The organism is Streptomyces sp. NPDC056128 (assembly GCF_042263835.1).
Lineage (GTDB): Bacteria > Actinomycetota > Actinomycetes > Streptomycetales > Streptomycetaceae > Streptomyces.
This window is the reverse complement of record NZ_JBHJVQ010000049.1, coordinates 17,049-39,481: the sequence shown is the minus strand read 5'-3', so window position 1 is coordinate 39,481 and position 22,433 is coordinate 17,049. Positions and strand designations below refer to the sequence as shown.

Genomic DNA, 22,433 nt, shown 5'->3' with positions numbered 1-22,433 from the left:
GAATAGCATTTCCGCTTACGCTCCAATGCGAAACCTTCCGAATGTCATCGTGAACGGGCCGTCCGCTTGCGCTCCCGCCCTCCCGGTCACAAACCGGCAGCAGTAGGAGGGGTGAGGGTGCATCAAGTCTGCTGCCAGGTAGGATCACGAAGGGGTCGACACCAGCCCCGGAGGCCGGCGCGACGCCAGTGAAGGGGCCAAGATGCCCGGAGTTTGGCATCTGACGTGTCGTAAGAAACTTGCACGCGAACGCCCTTGCCCCTCCCCTGCCAGCAACGGACCCCCCTCAACTCCACCCATCAGCATTCGACCTTAGCACGCCTCAGCCTATCCAGCAGGCGAGTGTGAGCCGAAACTGACGCTTGATACATCCAGCCCTCCGCATCGAATGATGCATCAGGTAGGTTCACGAGCCGAGTCCTACCTCTGCTGAGCCCCCGGATTTAGTCCATGAAAAACACCTTAACGGATCGGCAATTCCGGCGGGTCTGCGATTTCCAGGCGCAGAGGAATAGCGTGTGCTCCGACTTTGGCGGAAGTGCCGCCAGGGCCGACAAATCAGTGAATGCCTTTTCTTCGCCTGTTAGGAAATAGCCTTCCCGGGCTTCGTTCAAATGGCTTTCTGTGCGGCTGATGATTTCTAGCATGCGCGCAATATCTAGGGCCGTCTTGATCCTCATGATCGGCTGTGCGGCCTGCTGGCGGGCGATCAGGGTCACGCCGGGGGGAGTTTCCCGGCGTGACCCTGATCGTGCCGCACAGCGGCGTACAGGGCCGTTGCTGGTGGGTGCTAGTCGGTCTGCTGGTCGTCCCAGAACGTCTGGTCCGGGATCAGACCTGCCTTGACCGCTTGCTCCTCCGTGAGGGTGGGGCCGGGGATGGGGGCGTTGCCGGCGTGCTGGATGGCCTGCCAGGGCCAGGCGGCGCCCTGGCAGAACTGTTCGGGCCAGTTCCGTTCGGAGCGCGGGCCGCGCCAGGGCACCCAGTCCATCAGCCTCAGTTCCTCGGCGCCCTCGCCCTTGGCGGGGGCCAGGCCGAAGCCGTATTCCGGCCAGCGCAGCCACAGGGAGCTGCCGATGGGGCGCAGGTCGCGCTTGCCCATCGTGGCGTGCGGGGCGTGGGCCTCCAGGAGCATCGCGGCGCCGCCGGAGACGGTGCGCATCATCTCCAGGGCGGACATGATCGGGCGGGCGGCCTTCTCGTCGCTGTCGCCGCTGGTGGTGAGTTTGTACAGCGAGCCGATGCTGATCAGGTCCGGGCGGGCGTGCTCGACCATGCGGGCCAGCCAGGCCCGGTCGGCGGCCTGGGTGACGTCCAGGCCCTCGGGGATCATCCGCAGCATGAACCGGTCGCGGTCGACGGGCGCGCCTTCGCCGGCGGCGGCCTGGGCCATCCGGCGCAGCCACGGGCGGGCCTGGTCGGCGGCGTTCTCCGCGTCGATGTGCAGCACCCGCACCGGAGTGATCCGGGCCTTCTTCCAGGGGTGGAGCCCGGCGGCGGCCCGCATCAGGATCTGGCGCAGCATCAGGCTCTTGCCGCCGCCCTCGCCTGCCGTGATCATCAGCCGGTCCCAGCGCGCCAGGACTCCGGGGATCACCCAGTCCGGCTCGTCGTCGGTCTCTTCGAGGAAGTCGACCAAGTCGACCGGGAGGTCGTCCTGGCGGGCGTGCTGCTGGTCGCGGACCGAGCGGAACGCCTCCACGGAGGCCTCCGCCGTCGCGACCGCGGTGCCCTCCCGTCGCTGCACCGCCGTCATCGTCCGGGCGCCGGCCAGGGCCAGTGCCTTCCACTGCGCCTCCTCGCGCAGCACCTCGGCGTAGGCCAGGCAGTTTGCCACCGTCGGCACCGCGTCGTGCAGCTGGTGCAGCCACGCCGCCCCGGCCGCGCCGGCCAGCCGCTCCAGGTCCCCGCGCTCACGCAGCTCCCGCGTCACCGTGATCGGGTCGCACGGGCGGGCCGCTGCCCACATCGAGCACAGCACGTCCCACAGCTCGCCCTGCCGGGGCTCGGGGAACTGCTCCGGCTTCAGCGCGCTGATCAGATCCGGCGCCAGGTCCTTGGCCTCCGCGTGCAGCAGAGTGCCCAGCACCGCGTCCGCGGCCTCCCGCAGCTCCGCCGCGCGCTGCTCGTCCACGCCGGTCACAGACCCGACCCCTGCGCCAGGATGGCCCGCGCCGCCGCCGACAGGCCCTCACCAGGGCCGGACGGTCGGGCTCCGGGGCCGCCGACCGTAGCCATGGCGGGCCGGACGGACTCCATGTGACGAACCAGCGACACCCACGTCGGATGGTCCGCCATCACCGACACCTCGCGCTCCAGGCGCTCCGCCGGCTGGCCTTGCGCCAGGAGGGCGTCTGCCTCCTGCGCCAACGACGCCACACGGTCCGGCGACGTGAACACACCGCGTGCCCGCCGCTCCGCAGCCCAGCGCCGTGCGACCCGCGCCCCCGGCGTCGGCTGCTCGCTCCGAGGCTCAGGCACCGCACCCTCCGGCGCAGCCGCCTCTCTCTCTCGCTCCTGGGACGGCTGTGACTGCCGGGAGCCGAACGCGCCAGCGGGGAGAGAGAAGAGAGAGTTCAATTCCTTACAACTATTGGTGCTCGATTTGAACACCCGTGAGAGATCGATTTGAACACCCGTGACGGGTGTCTCTTCCGACGGGTGCTCAGATCGAGCACCCGCTGACCTGGGCTTTTTCGACGGGTGCTCAGATCGAGCACCCGTGGCGCGGGCAGGCTTGTGCGGGTGCTCGAATCGAGCACCCGTGGTGACGGTCTCGCACGTGAGGTCGCTGCTGTGCTTGCCCGGGCACCCCGCCTCGTGCCCGCCCGCGAGGTCGTACACCGGCGGGCGGCGGTCCGCCCGCAGATGACTCACCAGCTCCGGGTCACCCGGCACCAGGACGCCGCCGGCCTTCAGCCGTCGCAGGTGCTTGAGCACCGTCGACTCGCCCATCAGGCACTCGCCCGCGAGGGTCTCCGCCGATGCGTAGCAGCCCCGCATCTCGCCGTTCGTGTGGTTCGCCACCCGGATCAGCACCAGGAGCTCCCCACCGTTCTTGCACTGGTGGATACCGGTCTTGTCCACCCACGTCTGCGCCTGGTAGCTCACCGAGCCACCCCCGCGGGGTAGCCGGGCGCCGTGGGCTCGTGCACCGTTGTCGGGAGCCCCGGCATGTCCACGGGAACGGTGCTGCTGGACGGGTGTTGCTGGCTGTACAAGGGGTCATCTCCCCAGTTCGGGGAGCCGTGACCAGCAGGTGTGACCAAGCAAAGAACCCGGAGTAGTGGCGTTGCGCAATCTCTCGCGCATACTCTGGGTATAGGTGACCACGCGGGCCCAAGGGCCCACGGGCATCACCCGGCAGACGAGGTCACCTCGCTGCTCACGACTCAGTGCTTTGGTAGGGCGAGAGTCGGGCTTGGAAGCGGCTCCTGTTGTGGCGACAGGGGCCGCTTCGCATTACGGGGGGCGAACGGTGCGGAACACAGGTCAGCTCACCTTCGTGAAGTCGTAGCCGCAGGCTGCATCGGGGTGTTTGGCGGCCAGCCTCTTAAGGAGGTGTGCGTAGGCCGCCAGGTGCCGCGGGCGCGGTTTGGCGGCACCGACCTCCCACCTGTTGAAGGCCACGCGCGTGACACCGAGGGCGCGGGCGACGTCCTCTTGTGTCAGGTCATCCGCCTTGCGCAGGCTCGCGCGCACTCCAGGAGGAGGCAGCGGGAGCGTGCGTTCAACCAGCGCGTCTACCGCCTGCATCAGATCGGACATCAGTCACGCCTCCATCACGCTACGTCGGAAAACTATACAAAAAAGTTGACAGTTGCCTGTGGTTGCTTAACGGCGTGTCACCAGTTCAGTTCTTGCCGGACCGCTCTTTCGGGGCGTACCGAACGAATACGACGTCTCCGATTGCCCTGACCTCCAGCACCTTCATCCTGGCGGTTGAACCACCCGGGTACACCGCAGCGCCCAGGAAGCGGGCGGCCTCCGGCTGTCCAACGAGCAATGGGGCGATGGCCAGGTGCACTTCGTCAGCCAGGTCTTGTGCCATGAGCTGCGTGTGGATGGTTCCTCCGCCCTCCACCATTAGCCGCTCAACCCCACGGCGGCCCAACTCGTCGAGTGCCATACCCCAATCGAGATCAGGTCCGACGCTCACGACGTCGGCCAGGTCGCCCAAGGCAGCACGCATCTTCTCCACGGCGCTATCCACGGTGATCACCAGCTTCTGGCCGCCGTGGTGCCAGAACTTCAGGTCAGGAGAAAGGTCACCGGTTGCTGTGACTGTGACCTTGAGCGGGTACTCAGGTTTGCCATCGGAAATGCGCTCTGCGCGCCGTTCATCACTGTTCACCAGCAGGCGAGGGTTATCCCGACGCATCGTGTTGGCACCGATCAGGATGGCGTCGGACTCCGCTCGGACCTGGTCGACGCGGTCAAAGTCAGGTTCGTTCGACAGGCGAAGCCGGTCAGGGCTGGTGTCGTCCAGATAGCCGTCGACAGACATTGCGGCAGAGAGGATGACGTAGGGGCGAGACATCGTCAGTGATCCGTTTCGTTAGGCCTCGTGGACGAGGGCGGTGTCAAAGTTCTCGCGGAAATCGGCTACCTCGGGCTGGCGCTGCCAAGGGATCAATGCCTTGTCGAGGCGTACAAGTTCCCGCATGATCCGGCCGGATCCGGTGTCGTTGGCAACGGTGAGCGCTTGGAGGCCCACAGCCGCAGCCTGTTCCGGTGAGCCTGCGCCGGCATGGGCAACCGCGGCGCGAGCCATGTAGACGCCGCGGTCCCGGTGGTAGCCCTCCGGTAGGGAGGTGATGGCGTCCGTGAAGACTTCGGCTGCTTCGGCGTGCTGCCCAAGGACTTCCAGGCCTTGCGCGCGGTGCACGTCGATGTACTGCTCGTTAAGCCACACGCCCCACGGAGTGGTGTCGCTGGAGACGCGGTCGAGAGCGTTGCGAACGTCGTCGATTGCGCGCTCGCTGTCGGTGGACTCGCCTCGGAGCGCGTGGCCGTAGGACTCATAGGTGCGGGCCACTGCCGCGAGACGGCTTCGCGGTCGAGCCATACGCTGTGCTGCTTCGGCGAGGTCAACGACGTCAACCAGGTCGCGTTTTTCTCCGGCAAGCTGTGCTTTGCGAGCCATGACGTATGAGGTCAGGTCCCCGTCACCGACTGTGTGGCTCCACTGGAATGCGCGGTCGAGCCAGAATTCAGCGCTGTCGAAGTCGCCAAGGTCTTGGTAGAGCCAGGAGGCGAACTCTGCGTACTGGGTCTGCAACTCCATCAAGGATTGGCGATCGACACCCTTTGCCTCGCGACGCAAGTCCTTAATGGCGTCGATGTGGTCACGCACCGCTGCGATGGCATATCGAGGGCCAAGTACGTTGTCGTTGTCGATCAGCACCCGGCGCGCAATTTTGAGGTGCTCGATGGGAGTGCCGCTGTATGCGGCCGCGGAGCGTGCGGGCGGCTTAAGTCCATGCGCGGCGGCCGAGGCAGCTGTCGCTGGGGTACCCGTGCCGAGCGCCGCGGCAGCCCCGACCCCCACCCCACCACGCAACATCGTGCGTCGATCGAGCGACACGAAAATCACCGATCCATCCCGTAGACGAGCGGGGACAAAGATCCCCTCATGATCAGACGCTGCCTCGTCAGAGGCACCGCTGGCCAGCGCGAGCGACGCATCGGATACATGAGGGGCGGAAACGGATACACGGTCGCGTGCGGGCTCGTCTGAACCGATGCGCTCCCACAGGTGGACCAAGACGCCGCCGGCGTTGAGGAGCGAGTCGATGAACTCGACCTCCGTTCGGTCCCGTGGGGGCCTTACCCCTTCTTCCCATTTCTGCAGCTTGGAGTGCGACATGAAGGCTCGCTGGGCCAAGCTACGGAGGGAGTGTCGCCGGGCCTCCCGGAACTCCCGGAGCGTGTATCCGAAGCGGTGCGCGGGTGACTGATCGGGCGTCAGGGTCTTTGACCGCTGTCCCACTTGGTGCCCCTCCATGTCTCCACTCGGTGTATCCGGCCGCCGGATACACAGATGATCTAGCACTCGCTCTGCGTTCGGGTCTACAACTTTGCTAACGAAGTTGCAGCCGACGGAACGGGACGGATATGCGGAATGCGCGAGAACAAGCGTCAGTCGGCACGTCTCTTTTCGATGCGCTCGATGCGCGCAACCAAGTCCTGGACCTGCTCCTGAAGCGCCTTGAGGATGCGGGCCGTCGAATCTGCTGTGTTGTCGTCAACGGTCATGCCGGCGGTGTCGGTGACGAACGACCCCAACCCTTGATGGGAGTAGATGAGGCCGCTAGTGCGCAACTCGGTCAAGGCCCGTTGGACAGTGCCTGGCGCGACAGCGTACGTATCTGCAAGCTCCCGGGTGCTGGGCAGCTTGTGCCCTGCAGTGAACTGTCCGGACCGGATCTTGTCGCGCACGTCCTGGACGATTCGCTGGTAGGGCTGCGTGGCCTCATGACTCATGAGCGTCATCGTAGGCGGACCCCCTCGACATAGATAGCTTTCGCAGCTTCATCAACTAAGTGCTTGACATCCCCAGTACTGTATCAGCTAAGTTATGTGAGCCGACAGGGTTACAGGCCTTGGAAGCCCGGCTCCTCCACCTGGAATCGCCTACGGCGAAGCCGGATGAGGGATCCGGAGTCCGATCCCACCAATTGCATACGTCTGGCTGACCGTCGCTTACATGCGCGGCCGTGGTGACGAAACACGAGGTCCCCGGAGCACAGCCAGTTGCGCCACCCGCAGCCGTTGCGCTGCCCGCGGGCCAGGAGCAGGTCGTGTTCCGGCTTCCTGGCCGGCGGAGAACGCAGCAGCAAGGGAGACAAGATGCGTCATAACGGACGTGCCCCGATCAAGGCCAGCAGCATGCGGCCCGAACACCTCAGCCTCCGCGAGGGGGAGACGCCGCTCGCGGTCTGCCCCGACTGCGAGTCCTGGCGGCGCCTCACGCGCTCGATGATCAGCCCGCACCGCGGCGGCGACGCCCTGGAGACGGGCGAGCGCCGCTACTACGGTGACGAGCCTGCTCGTCGCCGCCGTTGCCCCGGCAGCGCGCAGCGCATCACCCTCGACCTCACGCCCGAGGCGTGGGGCCAGGCGCTGCTCGCCGCCGACAGCACGGCGGCCAGCCGCCGCTCCGCCCGCCAGCACCACAAGCCCATCCAGGCCCCGGCCACGCCGGTTACCAAGATGGCCCGGGCGCTGCCGCACGCGGCCGACGTGCTCGCCGCCTACAGCAAGCACCTCAAGGAATGCCGGGAGCGCGGCGCGCCCGGGCACTGCGGTGAAACGCGCCGCTGTGTCACCGGTTTCCGGCTCGCCGCGCAGTACGACGTGCTCAGCCGGGGCCAGGACAAGCGCGACAGCGTGCACCGGAAGGAAGCCCGCGTCGACGCGCTGATCACCCGGCACCGGGCGGGCGCCGCTGGACGGCGCTCGGCGACCGAGTGGGCCAAGCAGCACGATGACACCGGTGCCACGGCGGTGCTGGCCAAGCGGTCCGGTACGGCGGTCGAGGACGCCAACAACACGTGCCGGACGCGGCCGGCGGACACGGTCTCCGACTACAGCGGTCCGCACGTGCCGACGGACACCATCCGCATCACCGCCTGACGCAGCCTGCGCTGCCCGTCGTACACCGCCCCGGCCGGGCTGGTGGCCGGCGGAGTGCGCAGGACGCACTGTTCCGATGCGACGAACCCCCAGGGATGCCGCCCTGGGGGTTCTCGTCGCTGGTCACCCCTGTCAGGAGAGGACGACCCGCATGCACAGCATCGCATCCCGCCCGAGCGTCCAGGACGAGATCGGCCCCCGCCTGCCGGGCGCCATCTACACCAACACCGATGGGCGCTTCGAGGTCCTGGCGCTCATCACCGATCCGGTCCAGGCCACGCAGCTGCTGCGCCGGGCCGCTCGGTGGGCCCTGATCATCCGGGACACGCTCCGCGCCGACGGCCAGCCCTACGCGGTCGGTTCGGTGTGGACGACGTCGGACTACCTGGTCCGGCCCGCCCGGACCGCCTACGCCCCGGCTGCCTGAACGGCCCGCCACGGTCCCCTTCCCGCCCGCCTCTACGGACGGCGGGAGGCGGGCCGTGGCTGGCCGTCCGGCCAGTCTCACGGCGACAGCCCCGGAAGGTGAGAGCTCCGGGGCTGTCCGGTCAACAGGATTGGGAGATCCCTATGACCACAGTGATCATGACACGCCCGGCCGCCCGCACGACAGCGGCCAACTCCGAGGACGCGTGCGGCCAGTGGGGCAACCGGCACGCCGGCCCTTGCGCCACGGCCGCGCACCGGCAGCTCGGTGACCTCCTGGCGCGGATGGTCCGCGAGAACGACGACCGGATCCCGGTCGGCCGCCGGGCGCCGCGCACGCTTCAGGACATGCAGGAGCGGATGCCCGGCTACGAGCGCCAGCCGGTCCTGACCCTGTTCCGGCCGGTGATGGCCGATGACGCCTGCCCGCTGTGCGGCCGGTGGAGCTGCACGGGCGCGGACTGCCCGCCCGCCTCCGTCGCCCCCGCGCCCGCCCCGGCTACGGCCGGGGGCGGCATGCAGTGCGACGTGTGCGGCGGCGTGTTCGGCGCCGCACCGGGTGCCGGCGGGACGCCCACGGCGTGGACGTGCAGCGCCTGCCAGGACCTCGGGCTTTGATGCCGCACCTCATACCGGCGGCCCGGGCCGCGCAGCACCGCGCGGCCCGGGCCGCCTCCCGCATCGGCGCCGGCCACCCCCTGACCCGCCTGCTGCTAGCCGCCGCCGCGGTGGCCGCGACAGCAGCGTGGGAGGCGGGACACCGCGTCGTCGATCTCCACCCGCCCCGGCACACCGAACGGATCCCGCGTGCCTGACGCCCTTTACCAGCGCTACCTCGACGCCGTGACCGCCTACCAGGACCACCGCGCCACCTGCACCCAGTGCTCGTTCGTCCACCGCTGTCCCGAAGGACAGCACCGGTGGACCGCGTTCGAGCAGCGGCAGGACGCCTACCTCGCGCGCCAGCGCAGCCAGCGCGAGCCCCGCTGAGCCACCCCGCTCAGCCGACACCGCCACCTCTGTCGGTTGCCTCCCACGCCCGTCACAGCCGCCCCCGGTGAGCTGGCACGGGCGCGGCGAGGGGAGCCGGACAGCGCTCTACGCCCCTCAGCCTGAACGGAGTTCACCCATGGCCCGCATCACCCGTGCCCGCATGAACCGCGAGGCGGACTACCTGGAGAACAAGGCCGCCGCACGCTCCGAGGCCGCCGCCGTCGACGGCGAGCGCGCCGCCGCCGACCCGAACAACAGCGACCACACCCGCGCCTGCGCGGCCCGCGCCGCACAGGCCGCCCGGAGTCACGTTACGGAGTACCGCGAGATGGCGGCGATGCTGCGCGCCGGGGAGATCCCGGAGGGCTTCCGCTTCGACTGACCCGCGCCGTCTGCCGGTTGCCTGACCCGCCCGGCCCATCCCGCACTACGCGGCGGCGGGGCCGGGCGCGGTCCAGGGGAGCCGGACAGCCCGGCACGCGTTGGGAGGAATTCAGATGTTCAGCACCATGCGCGCCCGCAAGCGCCACCTTCGTCTGATGAGGGTGGCCTACCGCGTCCTCCAGGACGCGATGGTCACGACCTCGCAGGACGTCCAGCGCGTCACTCCCGCACAAGTCGCCTGCCTGGCATTCGCCCGGCACGAGATGCGTATCGACGACGAGGAAGCCGCGGACTACCTGGCCGCCGCCCTCGTCGCCCGCGGCCTGCCCACCGATCACCGGCCCGCCCCCGCCGTCTGACGCCTGCCTGACCCGCCCGGCCCCAGCCCCGCAACCCGCACTCCGTGCGGTGGTCGGTTCCGGGTGCGGTCCAGGGGAGCCGTTCAGCCGCGCTCCGCCCGCCTGCCAGGGAGGTTCCCTGTGTCCACCCGCACCATCCCGTTACGCGCGCCCCTGGACGACTCGGGGCTGACGCGCAAGCAGCCGGCCGCCAAGGGCGGTCCCGCTGTGCCGCGTCCGCGTACCCCCTCGACTCGCCAAGGAGCACCTGCCATGTCCGCTCTCGGTCACACCTTCCAAATCGCGCCCGAGGAAATGCGCGAGATCATGGAGCGGCTCACGCCGCACTTCCCGCCCTACCTGCGCAAGATCGAGCCCAACGCGCTCGGCTGGGGGCTGCACTTCGTCTTCGTCCCGTTCACGGGCCGCGAGCCGGAGCCGTGCACGCCCCGCTCCTTCTACAACGACCCGAAGCTGACGCACGTCAGCGAGTCGGACGACGAGGCCGAGCACCTGCTGCGGGAGAAGGCCGGCGCGGTCATGTCGAACCTCTACGAGGCGGCGCGCGAGGAGTGGAAGGAAGCGGTGTACGTCGCCGACCTGCGCGAGGTCGTCAAGGACGCCCCGTACCGCTGGACGGTGTACGCGCGCGCGGCGAAGGACTTGGAGCGCGCCTACACCTACCTGCGCACCCCGGCCGCGGGCCAGGAGTGGCCGGCGGCCGTCTCCCGTCTGGTCGACGCGCAGGACCAGGCGACGGCCGCGGCCATCGCGTTCGACGAGCGCGCCGTCGACATCGCCCGCGTCCACGACACGCACCTCTACGCCGACGTGGGCCGTGTCCAGGCGCTCACGAGGGCGGGCTTCCCCGAGGCCAAGGACTGGCACGTCGGCGACGGCTTCGGCGGCGTCTTCCACGGCGGCCTCGCGGACCAGGTGGCCAGCCTCATCAAGGATCAGGACGCGCACCTGGCCAGGGTGGGCCGTCTGGCCGGCCTGACCGCCTGACCCCGTCCCCCCCGCCCGCACTGATCAGAAAGGAACAGCGTGAACACGAACACCATCAAGAGCTGGACGCCGTCTCCCCGCGGGACGGTGCTGTCCGTCCTGGGACTGGTCACTCTCGGAGTGGCGATCCTGTCGGTGGCCGTCAGCTACCAGATCCTCGAACCCCGCTTCGGAGGCTGGGCGGTGCCGGTCGTCGGCGCCCTGGACGCTCTCTGGGTGGTGTTCCAGGCCACCGAGATTCTGGCGGGCAACAACCGCGGCCGCCGCGTGCGGGTGCAGGTGGCCGGCCTGGCGCTCACCGTCGTGAACGCCGCCATCCCCACCGCCGACCTGATCCTGTCCGGCCCCGGCGGATTCGACCTGGCCATCGTGCTGACGCCGGTGGCCATCGTCGCGACCAAAACGGCCTGGTGGATCGCGCTCCCCTCGCTCGGACGCCGCGCATCGGACCAGACCCGCAAGCACCTCGACTCCAAGCGCCAGGAGGTCGCCGACCACCTGGAGAAGATGGAGGCCGAGGCCGCGCACCGCATCGAGCTGCTGCACACCGCGACCAGCCTGGAGAAGCGGGTGTCCAAGGCGGAGACCCGCTACCGCAAGGCGCACCTGAAGATGCAGCAGGACATGACCGAGGCCCTGCACAGGCAGGCGCAGACCACCCAGACCACGGTCACGGACAAGGCCCTGCCCGCCTCCGTCGCCGCCATCCCGCTGCCCGAACTCGGCACGTGGACGCCGACCGTGCCGGATCTGCCCACGGTTCCGGCTCTGCCCGGCCCCGGCCGTGACGCGACCGGCGCCGACGACAGCGGCAGTCACGCAGGCCAGGGCAACGGCGTGGGCAACGGCGTGGGCAACGGCGACGGCACCCGTCACACCGGCCGTGACGCCGACCGTGACCGCGTCACGCTTGAACAGCTCGCGACCGTGACGGGCGTGCCCACCCCCGAGCCCGGCGAACAGCTCACCGACGGACAGATGGACGTCGTCCTGCGCCACCTGCGCTACCGCGACGAGCCGCCGCTGTCCTACCGCCAGGCCGTCGCCACCTTCCGCGAGGACGGCTTCGTCGGCAGCGAGAAGCGGGTGCGCCGCTCGTGGGGCGCGCTCATGTCGAAGGAGGAGCACCCCGCCCCGGCGCAGCCGCCGGCGAACACCGACGACTCCGAGACCGACGACGAATCCGAGGATACCGACGCCTGACCAACTAGAGGGCGTCCGCCCCGTTTTGTCCGGCACCACCAGTGAGGGCCAGCCCGTACGGCGGGCTGGCCCTTGCTGCGACTGCCGGAAGCCAAAAGCGCAGTCGACCAGCGCAGACCCGGCGAGTGACCAGGCGAGCGGATCTTGCGTTCGCAGACCCAGGGAGCAGACCCGGCGAGCACTGGACAGAAACCCCAGGCAATCGAACGGATGCGCGGTTATGCTCGCGCACCCATTCATGATCACTATGAAAGGGCAGGGGTGTGGGAAGAAAGAAACAGCAGGTCAACGAGGACGCGTGGGGGCAGGCCGCGGGCGCCATCGGCGGCCTCGCCATCGTCTTCGGCATCCTCGCCGCCATCAAGGACAAGCTCGGCCTGTCCTGGCCGGTCACCGTCCTGCTCGTCGTCGGCGTTCTGGTCGGCCTCGGGTACGGCGCCTGGCGCCTGCGCAGCGGCCTCCAGCGGCTCCTGACGGGCCAGCAGGCGCAACCCGCCGCCGCTCTGCAGCAGCAGAGCCTGACGGCGCCCGCGCGAGGCGCCCAGGAGGGCGCAGCGAACGCGGCCCTTTCCACGCCCATGGGGCAACTCCTCCAGCGCCTGGAGGTGCCCGTGGAGTCCGTGGAGAGCATCCCGCACCCCACGGGTGAGGGGCATATGGTCCGCGTCGCTGCGCCGCATGCCACCGAAGCTGTCACCCGGCTCCGAAAGGCGATCGCCTCAGAACTGGACGTGACTCAGGAAGAGGTCAACTTCGCGCAGGTCGAAGGGTCGATCCGGAATGTGCGGGTGCTGATCGGCACCCCGTACACCCACATTCCGGCGCTGCCCGACCTGACCGCCCTGGACCTGGACGCGGACATTCCCCTCGGCTACGACCTGTGGGGCAACATCCTCACGATGCCGTCCCCCATCGGCAAGCATTTCCTCGTCGCCGGGGAAACCGAGGGCGGCAAGACCTCGTTCCTGAAGTTCCTGGCCTACCTGTTCCTGGTGACGGGGGGTCGCCTGGTCATTGTCGACGGCAAGCCCGACGGCGACTTTGCCGACTTCCAGCAGGCCTGCGACTACTACGACAATTCCCTGACGCATAAAGGCGTGATGGGCGCCTTGGAATATGTGCGGAAAGTCGCGGAACGGCGCGGCCGGTCGAAACGAGACGGAATCCGTCCGGAACCGATGCTCGTCATCATCGACGAAATCCTCACCTTCAAGGAGGACCCCGCAGAGGGGCGGGAATTCGAAAACGCCCTGAAAATCACGGCATCCCAGGTGCGTTCGGCACGGATTCTCGTCGCGTGCGCCACGCAGCATCCGCGTGACGATGTCATTTCCACGGTCATCAAGAACAACCTGACCGTGTCAGTCGCGTTCAAGGTCATGTCGCAATCGGCGTCGAAGATGATCCTGGGGACCGTCCCGGAAGGCGTGAACGCGGAACTCCTTCCCGCCTCGGCCCGGGGGACGTTCATCATCAAGGACCCTCGTGGAGTCCGCGAAATGCGAGGCCTGTTCATCAACGACGACATGATCCAGCAGGCTGTCAAAGCCCGCCTGGACGCGCTGGAACCGAACGAACACGCCAAGGCCGTCCTGGCTGCGTACGGAAACGCCGAATTTCTGACCACGGAAGAACTCGCGCAAGCGCTGCGCGGCTGTGGATACGAAATCCCAGACGGTGCGCAGCCGATGGGCGTAGCCGTCCGCGACGTGATCGTCAAAGGTTTCGGAGCAGCGCCGGACGTGGTGCAGGCAGGCCCTACCGGCGCCCGCCGCAAGGGCCGCCGCAAGGCCGACCTGCTCGCCCTGATCGCTCGCACATGACCTCGCTCAGCGCTCGCACACCACTCGCTCACACAGGGGCGGTGTGCGGACCCTGTGCGAGCACTGAGCGAGCGCCTGTGCGAGCACTGACCTGCGAAAACACCCGAAGCCATCGAAGGGAGGGATGACGCTCTTGAGAGCCACTACAACCGCCGTAGCGGGCATAGGTGCTACCGCGGCCGTGATCGTGGCCGCGCTCGTGCAGACCGCCGGCGACAACCCGGTGGGCGCGGCGCTCAGCATGGCCGTGCCCACCGAGTACAAAACCCTGATCGAGGACGCGGGAAAAACCTGCCCCGAAGTCAGCCCGAACCTGCTCGCCGCCCTACTCACCCAGGAATCCGGCTTCAATCCGAAAGCCAGCTCACCTGTTGGTGCGCAGGGCATCGCGCAGTTCATGCCGTCCACGTGGGAAACACACGGAATCGACGGTAACGGCGATGGCAAGCGGGACGTATGGGACCCCGAAGACGCGATCCCGTCATCCGCGAAATACCTCTGCACGATTGCCGAGGACGTCAAGGGCGTCCCCGGTAACCGGCAGAACAACATGCTGGCCGCCTACAACGCGGGAAGCGGCGCCGTCCAGAAATACGGCGGCGTCCCCCCGTACCGGGAAACACAGAACTACGTCCGCTCCATCAACGCCCTCGCCAACCAGGGCGGAGGCGGAGGGAAAACCGCCACCGCCGACCAGGCCACTACCGCCATCAAAGCGGCACAGGGAATGCTCGGCACCCCCTACTCGTGGGGCGGCGGGAATGCGAAGGGCCCCAGTCGCGGTATCTGCTGCTCTCCCAATGGCAGCACCGGATCGGACACCACTGGTTTTGACTGCTCGGGGCTCACGCTCTACGCCTACGCGAAATCAGGCATCACCCTGCCCCGCACGGCCGCCGCACAGTACGCGGCATCCCAGCCCATCAAACCCGGACAGGTAAAGCCCGGAGATCTCGTCTTCTACGGAAAGAGCGCCACGAGCATTCACCACGTCGGCATTTACGTCGGCAGCGGCTGGATGATCGACGCTCCCCGCCCCGGAACCGAGGTCCGCTATTCACCCCTGGACACCATGTCCGACCTGTTCGCCGTCGCTCGCCCCACCACGCACACCAACAAGGAGATCTGAAATGCGAAACCTTTTCCTCGCCGCGCCCGTCGACATGTCCAAGGGCTTCAAGGACTTCTTCGACACCATCGGCCTCACCGGCGGCGGCCTGGTCACCAAGGGCATCGCGGCTGTGATCGCCATCATTGCGCTGCGCATGCTCCTCCAGCTGTCCGGCGACCCCAAGGGCGCCCTGCGCAAGGGCGGCATGGCGATCGGCACCCTGTTCGTCGCCGTCGTCCTCGCCCTCTACGGGGACACGCTGTTCAGCACCGTCACCGAGGCCAAGGGCTGATCACATGTCCTTCCCCGCCAAGGACCCGTGCGACGCCCTCAAGGGCACGCCCGGGTACGACTACTGCGCGAGGGACAACGACGGTGGCGGCCCCCCTGACGGGGGGCCGCCCGCCGGCGGGGACAGCCTCACCGACGGAGCCGTCACCAATGTCCAAGACCTCGCCGACAGCCTGATCAAGAAGCTTCAGGGGCTGGTCGCGCCGGACAGCACGTGGGCACCGGAGAAGGCCGACAGCTGGGTGTACCAGCAGTTCCTCTGGCTGGGCCAGCACCTGGCCATCGCCATCTTCATCTGCGTCGTCGTCGTGTGCGCCCTGACCGCATGGCAGGGCGCACCCCGCATGAAGCAGCTCGGGGCGTCGACCGGATGGACCCTGGCCGCCGTCGCCGGCATGGCCTCGGTCCCCGGCGCCGTGATGCTGCTCAACAAGGCCGTCAGCGCGGCCTTCACCACCATGTTCAGCAGCAACGAGTCCACCCTGTTTGGTGCAATTTCCAAAGACATGGACAGCGCAGCGGACGCCAACAACCCGTTGTCGGTCCTGCTGATCCTCGCTGCGCTCGTGGTGGCACTCGCCTTCGCGGCGCTGGTGTTCATGACGCGCAACCTCGGCATCCTGATGTTCGTCTGCATGGCACCCCTGGTGCTGGCGTCGCTGGCCCGCGGGGGTGACACATCAGCGGTCAAGGCATGGGCACAGCGGCTGCTGGGCCTGATGTTCGCCCCGATGGCGCTGCTACTGGTCAGCCCGTTCGTGAAGCTGACCCAGGGCGCGCTCGTCATGGACGCCGTCCTGCTGGTCGCCGCCGACGTCCTGATGCTGCGCATGATCTTCCACGGGGTGCCGTACTTCGGGCCCCGGGTGGCCGGCGCAGCCCGGACGCTGGTGGAGCGCAGGACCGAGAGCCCGCTGGCGCGGGCGGTCGTGCGGGCCGGTGCGCCGGACGTCTACGAACAGGAGACGACACCGCGCGGTCCGCGCACGGTGGACACCCCGCGCCGGGCCATGTCGCAGGACAGGGGTGTGCTGTTCGCCGCCTACGGCGTCAAGCAGCCCGACCGTCCCGGCCGGCTCACCACCGCGTCGGCCAGCGACAAGATCACGCGGGACGCGGCCCGCACCCAGCAGCTGCGCCAGGCACGCCGGCAGGCGCAGGGGGATCGGCCGGCGAGGGGCGGACCGGCGGGTCCGGCTTCCACCGGCGGGTCGGCAGCACCTGTCCCGCGACCGGCTCCTGCTCCCGCGGCGGCCCGGCCGGCGCCTGCTCCCCCGTCGGCGCCGCCGTCGACCAATCCGTAACCCCAGCCCGGCCCCGGCGCTCGCCCCCCGCCCTGCGGAATGCGGGTGAGCGCCGGGCCCGGTCCCACCCCTCTTGAGGAGGAAGTGCCGTGTACTCCCTGACGCCCGGTTACCGTGTGCCCGCTCTGCAGCGCGGTCTGAGCCCTGTCGAGACTCTGCTGACGAAAGCCAACGCCGGTGTCGGGGGCGCCGTCCTGATGTCGGCGATGCTCACCCCGCCCCCCATCTGGACGTTCGGCGCGGTCGGCGCCACCGCCGCACTGCTCAACCTCGCGCCCGGGCCGCGCTCGATCGCCCGGTGGGCGGCTGTCGGCTACCGGCGCCTGCGCGAGCACACCGCCCCGGCCACCATGGCCGGCCACGCGGGAGCGACCATCACGTGGACGCTGTACCCGGAGCACGGCACCGTGCAGGACCCGCAGCAACACGCCGCCTGGCACGACGCGTTCTCCCGGGCCCTGGCATTCGCCGGCGACCAGGCCCGCGGCGCGGGCATCCAGGTACACGTCACGCACCACACCACCGTCGGCGAGTACACCGACCACACACAGACCATCTCCGTGCACGTGCCGAAGGGCCTGGTCGGCCAGCCCGCCCGTGTCATCGACACCCTGGCCCACGAACTCGCCGGCCTCGGCACGCTCACACCGGTGGAGCCGGAACCGCTGCCCGCCGTGACCGCGCGCGGCCCGGGGTGGGTCGGACTGGACGGCGGACGGCACGCCAGTACGGCACGGATCACCGCCTGGCCCCACGAGACCGGCGGCGACCTGATGCCGAAGCTGCTGCTGGGCAAGGGCGCCACCGAGCGGTCGCTGTCCGTCCTGTACCGGCCGCTGCCGACCGGTCAGTCCCGCCGCTCCGCCAAGTGGCAGCGCGCCGCGTCCGAGGCCTTCACCACGGACAAGGTCAAGCAGGACACCCACGACCTGGCCAGCAGCAGCACGCACGGCGCACTCGTCCAGGGCGCCACGCTCGTGGACATCGACGCCTACCTGACGGTGTGGGGGGACAGCCCCGAGGCCGTCACCGATGCCCGCTGGCAGGCCTCTCTCCTGGCCGACCGGCACCGCCTGAGTCTCGACTGGCTCACCGGCCAGCAGCACCGCGCCCACGTGATGACCACCCCGCACGGAGCCTCCACCCGGAAAGGGGCAATCCTGTGATCCGCCTGCCCTCCAGCCACGCCGCGATCACCGCGCCGCTGGTCGCCTCCAGCAATCAGTTCCCCGGCATCCCGATCGGCCGGTCGCTGCTGGACGGTCGGCCCTTCCACCTCTCCCCCGTCCTGGCCGACGCCGCCGTCCTCCCGTCGACCAACAGTCTCGCCCTGGGCGGTCTCGGCTCCGGCAAGTCCACGACGGCCAAGGTCCGCGCCCGCCGCGAGATCCTCGAGCGCGGCCACCAGTACGTCGTCATCGACAGCTTCGGCGAGGACAACTCCGGCGAGTGGGCGCCGCTCACCCGCGCCCTCGGCGGACAGGTCATCGAGGCCGGCTCCTTCACGCTCAACCCCGTCAGCGACATGTTCCCGCCCGAGGTCCGCGAGCAGCTGGTCCGCTCGCTGATCGCCGCCGTGGAGCCCGGCGCTCTCACCCATCAGGCCACCCATGCCCTCCAGCACGCGCTCAACCACCCCAAGGCCGTGAACCTCAACGGCTTGGTGGACGCCCTGGTGGAGCCGGAAGACGGACGCTGGCCGGCCGCGAAGCTGACCGAGTGGGGCGAGGGCGCCGCCATCGCTCTGTCCCGCTACACCGAAGGCAGCCTGCGCGGGTTGTTCGACGGCGAGAGCGCCAGTCTCCCGGAGACCGATCTGCCGATCCTCGCGTTCGACTTCTCCCGGCTGGACCGCAACAGCCCGGCGATTCCGTCGCTGATGGCGGCCGTGGCGTGCTGGGTCGAGCACGTATGGCTCCCCCAGTCGACCGCCCCCCACCGGCACCTGGTCCTGGAGGAGGCGTGGCAGATCCTGCTGTCGCCGGCCACCAGCGAACTGATCCAGCGCATGCTGAAGAACTCCCGCAAGGCCGCGATGTCCTTGGACGTCGTCATGCACACGCTGTCCGACCTCGGAACCGGACCGGCGCAGGACCTGGCGCGCCTGTGCGAGGTCGCCCACGTCGGGCGCCTGGGACCCGAGGAAGCCGCCCTGGTCGGCACGCTGCTCAACCTGCCCGCCTGGGCCATCGCCCGCATTCCCAGCCTCGACCCGGGCCAGGCTGTGTGGAAGGTCGGACCCGGCTACGTCGACATCGTCCAGACGGTCATCAGCGAGGACGAAGCTGCTCTCACCGACACCTCATCCCGGCGCCGCATGGCGCAGCAGGCCCTGGCTGTCGAGCAGGACACCGCTCTGCCCGCTGCCGACAGCGATGAGGTGGACGCCGGCGTACTTCCGGGCCTTGAGCGGGACAGCGCTGCCGATGACGGCGCCTGGGACTGGGAGATGCCTCCCAACGTCATCGACACCCGCCACCAGGACGTCCTCCAGGCCGCGATGGCCGGCCGCTGCAACGAGGCCGCCGACCTCGCCGCCCTCGGCGAGCGCGAGGACATCCACGCCCACGGCATCAACTCCGACCAGGCCATCTCCTGGCTGTCGACCCGGGCCCGCGTGGCCGAACTGTGCGGAAGCCCGGACCAGGCCATACAACTGCGCGCTACCGTCACCCGCATGGGGAAAGACGTCGAGTGGTTCGAGCAGACCGAGGGCGATGGCACGTCACCGCAGTGGCACCGCGGCCCCGAACCGGCCACCCCAATCAGGCCGGTTGAGGACGAACCGCCGGTGAAGGCACGTCGGCGTGCCTGGCCTTACGTCGCTGCCATCGCAGCCTTGGCCATCACCGGCAGCGTGGTGTGGCAGAACGCAGCGGACGACCAGGAGAAGCAGGCCCGCCAGGACAAGGCCGCGGCATACAAGGGCGTGTCAGCTGTGAATCTCGACATTGACGGAGTCGAGACCGAAACTCTGGCGAAGTGGAGCAGGGACGGCCGGTCTGTAGTTCTGTCTGTCTGGGTCGACTGGGAAGAGAAGCCGAAGTTCGTCCGGATCGACTCCGGCGACCAGAAGGCGCAAGAGGAGACGGCCCCGCTCAAGGACGGTGAGATTCCCGCGCCGATCCGTCTGGAGGTGAAGGTGCCCATCAAGGACTGGTACGACGCAGTCCGGATGACGGTTGCCGTGGGCGGCCCTGAGTGGAAGGAGGGCACCCGGGCCCCGGGGCGGACGATCGAGTTTCGACCGGACCGGACCGCCATCGACACCGAGACCGGGAAGCAGCTCAAGCAGTACTACTCCCGGCTGGCCTGACTCGCCCCGCCGCTCGCAACTGATGCCCCGTACTCAGGTACGGGGCATCAGTGCGTTACGGCGTGACGCGTTCTCCGGACGCTCCGCCTGGTCCTCGCCGCCGCGCCGCTCTCATGCGGCGCGCGAGGGCTGGGCAGGCCGCCCGGCCTCACGCACCACCAACTCTCTGTCCCTCACCGATTGGAGAACCTGTGGCAGTCATAGGAGTGCTGAGGGAGCCGACCCCGCCGACCTGGTGGCAGGCGAACCGGCACAAGTTCTGGGGCATCTGCGGGCTGCTGATCGGATACATGATCGGCAGCCACTACCCCGGAACCGACCAGCAGCCTCAGCACCCCCGCCCGGGCCACAGCACTCCCGCCCCGACCGCGCCCGCCCGCACGCCGTCGGCTCCCGGCTCCACCGCCTGACCGCCCCCGCACAGCCCCGCGCCCCGCCGGCCGATCCGTGGCCGACGGGGCGCAGCGCTGTGCACCGACGCCATGGAGGTACCGTCCGTGCTCATTCCCCGCCCGCGCCGCCGTATCGGCCGTCCCCGCCCTACGGTGCCCGGACCCCGCTACCCGCAGCGCCCGCGCCGCCTGCCCCCGCCCTGGAGGCCGCGGTGACCACCCGCGCCCGCCGTGAATGTCGACCGGCGCGCCCACGCTTCCCGCAGGGGTTACCCGAGTACGAGTGGGGCACCGTGCCCACCGACCGGCTCGCCACGCGCCGCCAGCTGCGCGCGGCCGGCCTGCGCCCCGCCGGCCAGGACCCGGCCGCGATTCTGCGCTGCAAGGCCTGCGCCACCCGCCCGGCCCGCACCTGCACCCGGCCCGCCTACCTCTACCGCGTCGACCTCGCACAGCCGGTACGCCCCATGACCCTCGCCATGGAAGCCGCCCTGGACGCCGCCATGGCTGCTCGCACCACGTGCCCGACGTGCCGCCGCCGCTACCACCACTGCCTGCCGTTGCGCACCTTGGGCTGCTGTCTTGAGTGCTACGACGGCACCCCGGCCGACCCGGCCACGTACCTGCCGGCACCCTCGCCGCCGCACGATCTCGCCGCCTGAGCCGAGGAACGGTTTGTGGCCCGGGGCGACGGCAGCATCGGCGTCCTTACGCGGCCACCCCGGGCCCGCTGCGGGCGCGGTCCTCCCGCGCTCGCAGCGCCCATGAGTATGCCCCGCCCCATGTCACAGCACCGGCGCGCCCTCACCAGAGCCTGGACAGCCCGAGGCGTGCGCCCTCTCATTCCGCCCGCACGGGCGAGGACGGATGCTGATGTTCAGACACGACCAGGAAGTTGACTTCACCGACCTGTTCTGTGGCCTTGGCGGATCCACCCGCGGCCTCATCGAGGCCGGACTCCGCTTGCGCCTCGCGATGAACCACGACCGCGTCCAGGTCGCCGCGCACCGCGCCAACCACCCCGACGCCGAACACCTCACCGAGGACATCAACGCCTTCGACAAACGCTCCTTGCCCCGCACCCGTGTCCTGTGGGGCTCCCCGATCTGCACCGAGATCAGCCCGGCCGGAGGACGCAAACGCACCCGCGGGCAGATCGCGCTACTGGACCAGGGCGGGAACCCGATCGAGGGCGAAGGGCAGCCCGAGTTCCAGCGCACCCGCGCGACCGCGCTGGACATCATCGCGGCCACCGAGGTCCACCGGTACGACGTCGTGCTGTGCGAGAACGTCCCCGAGTTCTTCCTCGACTGGGAGCTGTTCGACTGGTGGATCGGAGGGTTCAGGATCCTCGGTTACAACCACCAGATCGTGTGCGCCAGCAGCGCGCACCTCGGCGACGACGACAACGAACTGGCACCCCAGCACCGCAACCGCGGCTACGTCGTGTTCACCCGCGAGGGCATCCCGCTGCCCGACCTGGAGGTGAGACCCGCCGCGGTGTGCCCCACGTGCGGGCCGGTCCGGGCTAGGCAGGTATGGCGCAACCCCCGCCGTCGGAAGATGGGCAGCTGGGGTGTCCAGTACGACTACCGCTGCCCCACCCCGTCCTGCGGGCTGATCCTCGACCCGACGGTCCGGCCCGTCAGCGACGTCATCGACTGGTCCGCGCCCGGCACCCGCATCGGCGACGGCCGCCCGGACCGGAAGAAGTTCACCCCCTACGCCGACTCCACACGGACCCGGGTCGCCGCCGGCCTGGCGAAGTTCGGGCACGAGCCGCACGTCACGATGCTGCGCCGCAACACCACCGCCGTCGCCATCGGCGGGCCAGTTCCCGCAGTGTCGGCGCAGGGCAAGCACCACGCGCTGATCGTCCCGAACGGCCGCCGGGGCGCCGTACGCACCACAGCGGAGCCGCTCACCACCGTGGCGTGCAAACCGCACCACAGCCTGGTACGCCCCGCCCCCGAGGTCGACGACTGCACCCTGCGGATGCTCAGCCCCCGCGAACTGGCCCGGGCTCAGCGCTTCCCCGCCGACTACATCCTCCCGGACTCCACCCAGGAGGCGCAGATCCTCGGAGTCGGCAACGCCGTGTCCGTGAACGCGGCCCGATGGCTCGGAGAACGCATCCTCGCCGTCCTCTGACCCTCACAGACCCACAGCAAGAGGCGCACCCCCACCAGAGCCTGGACAGCCCGGG

At 69.3% G+C, this 22,433-nt stretch carries 25 protein-coding genes; 18 read left to right on the top strand and 7 right to left on the bottom strand.

Features of this window, described 5'->3' with window-relative positions; genetic code table 11:
• Nucleotides 1-443 precede the first annotated feature (443 nt).
• From ACFC1X_RS39385 to ACFC1X_RS39355, 7 genes are all read right to left on the bottom strand, one after another.
• Nucleotides 444-719, bottom strand: a complete 276-nt coding sequence (locus ACFC1X_RS39385) for a hypothetical protein (protein WP_376364127.1) — start codon at nucleotides 717-719, stop codon at nucleotides 444-446.
• A gap of 71 nt (nucleotides 720-790) precedes the next feature.
• Nucleotides 791-2,143 carry an AAA family ATPase gene (locus ACFC1X_RS39380; protein ID WP_376364125.1) on the bottom strand — a complete coding sequence of 451 codons (1,353 nt, stop codon included), beginning with the start codon at nucleotides 2,141-2,143 and terminating at the stop codon, nucleotides 791-793.
• Nucleotides 2,140-3,111, bottom strand: coding sequence for a helix-turn-helix domain-containing protein (locus ACFC1X_RS39375; protein ID WP_376364122.1), 972 nt, complete (start codon nucleotides 3,109-3,111; stop codon nucleotides 2,140-2,142). The genes ACFC1X_RS39380 and ACFC1X_RS39375 overlap by 4 nt, the downstream gene beginning before the upstream one ends.
• 381 nt (nucleotides 3,112-3,492) lie before the next feature.
• Nucleotides 3,493-3,768: a helix-turn-helix domain-containing protein gene (locus ACFC1X_RS39370; protein WP_376364119.1), complete on the bottom strand. Its 276-nt coding sequence runs from the start codon at nucleotides 3,766-3,768 to the stop codon at nucleotides 3,493-3,495.
• Nucleotides 3,769-3,853: 85 nt separating this feature from the next.
• A complete protein-coding gene (locus ACFC1X_RS39365; protein WP_376364117.1) occupies nucleotides 3,854-4,540 on the bottom strand; it encodes a RibD family protein in 687 nt (228 codons plus the stop codon).
• Nucleotides 4,541-4,558: 18 nt separating this feature from the next.
• Entirely contained in the window at nucleotides 4,559-6,007 is a 1,449-nt protein-coding gene (locus tag ACFC1X_RS39360) for a helix-turn-helix domain-containing protein (protein ID WP_376364114.1), read from the bottom strand.
• A 134-nt stretch (nucleotides 6,008-6,141) separates the two neighbouring features.
• Nucleotides 6,142-6,486, bottom strand: coding sequence for a GntR family transcriptional regulator (locus ACFC1X_RS39355; protein ID WP_376364111.1), 345 nt, complete (start codon nucleotides 6,484-6,486; stop codon nucleotides 6,142-6,144).
• Nucleotides 6,487-6,852: 366 nt separating this feature from the next.
• Here ACFC1X_RS39355 and ACFC1X_RS39350 point away from each other — a divergent pair, with 366 nt between their 5' ends.
• From ACFC1X_RS39350 to ACFC1X_RS39265, 18 genes are all read left to right on the top strand, one after another.
• Complete coding sequence (locus ACFC1X_RS39350) at nucleotides 6,853-7,638, top strand: hypothetical protein (RefSeq protein WP_376364108.1); 786 nt, start codon at nucleotides 6,853-6,855, stop codon at nucleotides 7,636-7,638.
• A 151-nt stretch (nucleotides 7,639-7,789) separates the two neighbouring features.
• Nucleotides 7,790-8,065: a hypothetical protein gene (locus ACFC1X_RS39345; RefSeq protein ID WP_376364105.1), complete on the top strand. Its 276-nt coding sequence runs from the start codon at nucleotides 7,790-7,792 to the stop codon at nucleotides 8,063-8,065.
• Nucleotides 8,066-8,208: 143 nt separating this feature from the next.
• Complete coding sequence (locus ACFC1X_RS39340; protein ID WP_376364103.1) at nucleotides 8,209-8,682, top strand: hypothetical protein; 474 nt, start codon at nucleotides 8,209-8,211, stop codon at nucleotides 8,680-8,682.
• Nucleotides 8,682-8,879 (top strand): hypothetical protein, encoded by a 198-nt coding sequence (locus ACFC1X_RS39335; RefSeq protein ID WP_376364100.1) that lies wholly within the window; start codon nucleotides 8,682-8,684, stop codon nucleotides 8,877-8,879. Before ACFC1X_RS39340 ends, ACFC1X_RS39335 begins: the two co-directional genes overlap by 1 nt.
• Entirely contained in the window at nucleotides 8,872-9,054 is a 183-nt protein-coding gene (locus ACFC1X_RS39330) for a hypothetical protein (RefSeq protein WP_376364097.1), read from the top strand. Before ACFC1X_RS39335 ends, ACFC1X_RS39330 begins: the two co-directional genes overlap by 8 nt.
• A gap of 139 nt (nucleotides 9,055-9,193) precedes the next feature.
• Nucleotides 9,194-9,439: a hypothetical protein gene (locus ACFC1X_RS39325; protein WP_376364094.1), complete on the top strand. Its 246-nt coding sequence runs from the start codon at nucleotides 9,194-9,196 to the stop codon at nucleotides 9,437-9,439.
• A 115-nt stretch (nucleotides 9,440-9,554) separates the two neighbouring features.
• Nucleotides 9,555-9,800, top strand: coding sequence for a hypothetical protein (locus ACFC1X_RS39320; RefSeq protein WP_376364091.1), 246 nt, complete (start codon nucleotides 9,555-9,557; stop codon nucleotides 9,798-9,800).
• Nucleotides 9,801-10,052: 252 nt separating this feature from the next.
• Nucleotides 10,053-10,787 (top strand): hypothetical protein, encoded by a 735-nt coding sequence (locus tag ACFC1X_RS39315; protein ID WP_376364088.1) that lies wholly within the window; start codon nucleotides 10,053-10,055, stop codon nucleotides 10,785-10,787.
• A gap of 39 nt (nucleotides 10,788-10,826) precedes the next feature.
• On the top strand, nucleotides 10,827-11,990 hold the full coding sequence (locus tag ACFC1X_RS39310) for a hypothetical protein (protein WP_376364085.1): 1,164 nt from the start codon (nucleotides 10,827-10,829) through the stop codon (nucleotides 11,988-11,990).
• Between the two features lie 263 nt (nucleotides 11,991-12,253).
• A complete protein-coding gene (locus tag ACFC1X_RS39305) occupies nucleotides 12,254-13,813 on the top strand; it encodes a hypothetical protein (RefSeq protein WP_376364083.1) in 1,560 nt (519 codons plus the stop codon).
• 124 nt (nucleotides 13,814-13,937) lie between these two features.
• Nucleotides 13,938-14,942 (top strand): NlpC/P60 family protein, encoded by a 1,005-nt coding sequence (locus ACFC1X_RS39300; protein WP_376364080.1) that lies wholly within the window; start codon nucleotides 13,938-13,940, stop codon nucleotides 14,940-14,942.
• 1 nt (nucleotide 14,943) lies between these two features.
• On the top strand, nucleotides 14,944-15,216 hold the full coding sequence (locus ACFC1X_RS39295) for a hypothetical protein (RefSeq protein ID WP_376364077.1): 273 nt from the start codon (nucleotides 14,944-14,946) through the stop codon (nucleotides 15,214-15,216).
• Nucleotides 15,217-15,220: 4 nt separating this feature from the next.
• A complete protein-coding gene (locus ACFC1X_RS39290) occupies nucleotides 15,221-16,519 on the top strand; it encodes a hypothetical protein (protein WP_376364074.1) in 1,299 nt (432 codons plus the stop codon).
• Nucleotides 16,520-16,608: 89 nt separating this feature from the next.
• Nucleotides 16,609-17,685, top strand: coding sequence for a hypothetical protein (locus ACFC1X_RS39285; protein ID WP_376364071.1), 1,077 nt, complete (start codon nucleotides 16,609-16,611; stop codon nucleotides 17,683-17,685).
• Nucleotides 17,682-19,835, top strand: a complete 2,154-nt coding sequence (locus ACFC1X_RS39280; protein ID WP_376364068.1) for a hypothetical protein — start codon at nucleotides 17,682-17,684, stop codon at nucleotides 19,833-19,835. The genes ACFC1X_RS39285 and ACFC1X_RS39280 overlap by 4 nt, the downstream gene beginning before the upstream one ends.
• A gap of 191 nt (nucleotides 19,836-20,026) precedes the next feature.
• Nucleotides 20,027-20,245 (top strand): hypothetical protein, encoded by a 219-nt coding sequence (locus tag ACFC1X_RS39275; protein ID WP_376364065.1) that lies wholly within the window; start codon nucleotides 20,027-20,029, stop codon nucleotides 20,243-20,245.
• 194 nt (nucleotides 20,246-20,439) lie between these two features.
• Nucleotides 20,440-20,889 carry an RRQRL motif-containing zinc-binding protein gene (locus ACFC1X_RS39270; RefSeq protein ID WP_376364063.1) on the top strand — a complete coding sequence of 150 codons (450 nt, stop codon included), beginning with the start codon at nucleotides 20,440-20,442 and terminating at the stop codon, nucleotides 20,887-20,889.
• A 211-nt stretch (nucleotides 20,890-21,100) separates the two neighbouring features.
• On the top strand, nucleotides 21,101-22,378 hold the full coding sequence (locus ACFC1X_RS39265; protein ID WP_376364060.1) for a DNA cytosine methyltransferase: 1,278 nt from the start codon (nucleotides 21,101-21,103) through the stop codon (nucleotides 22,376-22,378).
• Nucleotides 22,379-22,433: the final 55 nt, after the last annotated feature.

Excerpts from the sequence above, each read along its gene's own strand:
- ACFC1X_RS39370 (WP_376364119.1), bottom strand. The coding sequence starts at position 3,768 with ATGTCCGATCTGATGCAGGCGGTAGACGCGCTGGTTGAACGCACGCTC.
- ACFC1X_RS39365 (WP_376364117.1), bottom strand. The coding sequence starts at position 4,540 with ATGTCTCGCCCCTACGTCATCCTCTCTGCCGCAATGTCTGTCGACGGC.
- ACFC1X_RS39360 (WP_376364114.1), bottom strand. The coding sequence starts at position 6,007 with ATGGAGGGGCACCAAGTGGGACAGCGGTCAAAGACCCTGACGCCCGAT.
- ACFC1X_RS39355 (WP_376364111.1), bottom strand. The coding sequence starts at position 6,486 with ATGAGTCATGAGGCCACGCAGCCCTACCAGCGAATCGTCCAGGACGTG.
- ACFC1X_RS39350 (WP_376364108.1), top strand. The coding sequence starts at position 6,853 with ATGCGTCATAACGGACGTGCCCCGATCAAGGCCAGCAGCATGCGGCCC.
- ACFC1X_RS39345 (WP_376364105.1), top strand. The coding sequence starts at position 7,790 with ATGCACAGCATCGCATCCCGCCCGAGCGTCCAGGACGAGATCGGCCCC.
- ACFC1X_RS39340 (WP_376364103.1), top strand. The coding sequence starts at position 8,209 with ATGACCACAGTGATCATGACACGCCCGGCCGCCCGCACGACAGCGGCC.
- ACFC1X_RS39335 (WP_376364100.1), top strand. The coding sequence starts at position 8,682 with ATGCCGCACCTCATACCGGCGGCCCGGGCCGCGCAGCACCGCGCGGCC.
- ACFC1X_RS39325 (WP_376364094.1), top strand. The coding sequence starts at position 9,194 with ATGGCCCGCATCACCCGTGCCCGCATGAACCGCGAGGCGGACTACCTG.
- ACFC1X_RS39320 (WP_376364091.1), top strand. The coding sequence starts at position 9,555 with ATGTTCAGCACCATGCGCGCCCGCAAGCGCCACCTTCGTCTGATGAGG.
- ACFC1X_RS39315 (WP_376364088.1), top strand. The coding sequence starts at position 10,053 with ATGTCCGCTCTCGGTCACACCTTCCAAATCGCGCCCGAGGAAATGCGC.
- ACFC1X_RS39300 (WP_376364080.1), top strand. The coding sequence starts at position 13,938 with ATGACGCTCTTGAGAGCCACTACAACCGCCGTAGCGGGCATAGGTGCT.
- ACFC1X_RS39295 (WP_376364077.1), top strand. The coding sequence starts at position 14,944 with ATGCGAAACCTTTTCCTCGCCGCGCCCGTCGACATGTCCAAGGGCTTC.
- ACFC1X_RS39290 (WP_376364074.1), top strand. The coding sequence starts at position 15,221 with ATGTCCTTCCCCGCCAAGGACCCGTGCGACGCCCTCAAGGGCACGCCC.
- ACFC1X_RS39265 (WP_376364060.1), top strand. The coding sequence starts at position 21,101 with ATGTTCAGACACGACCAGGAAGTTGACTTCACCGACCTGTTCTGTGGC.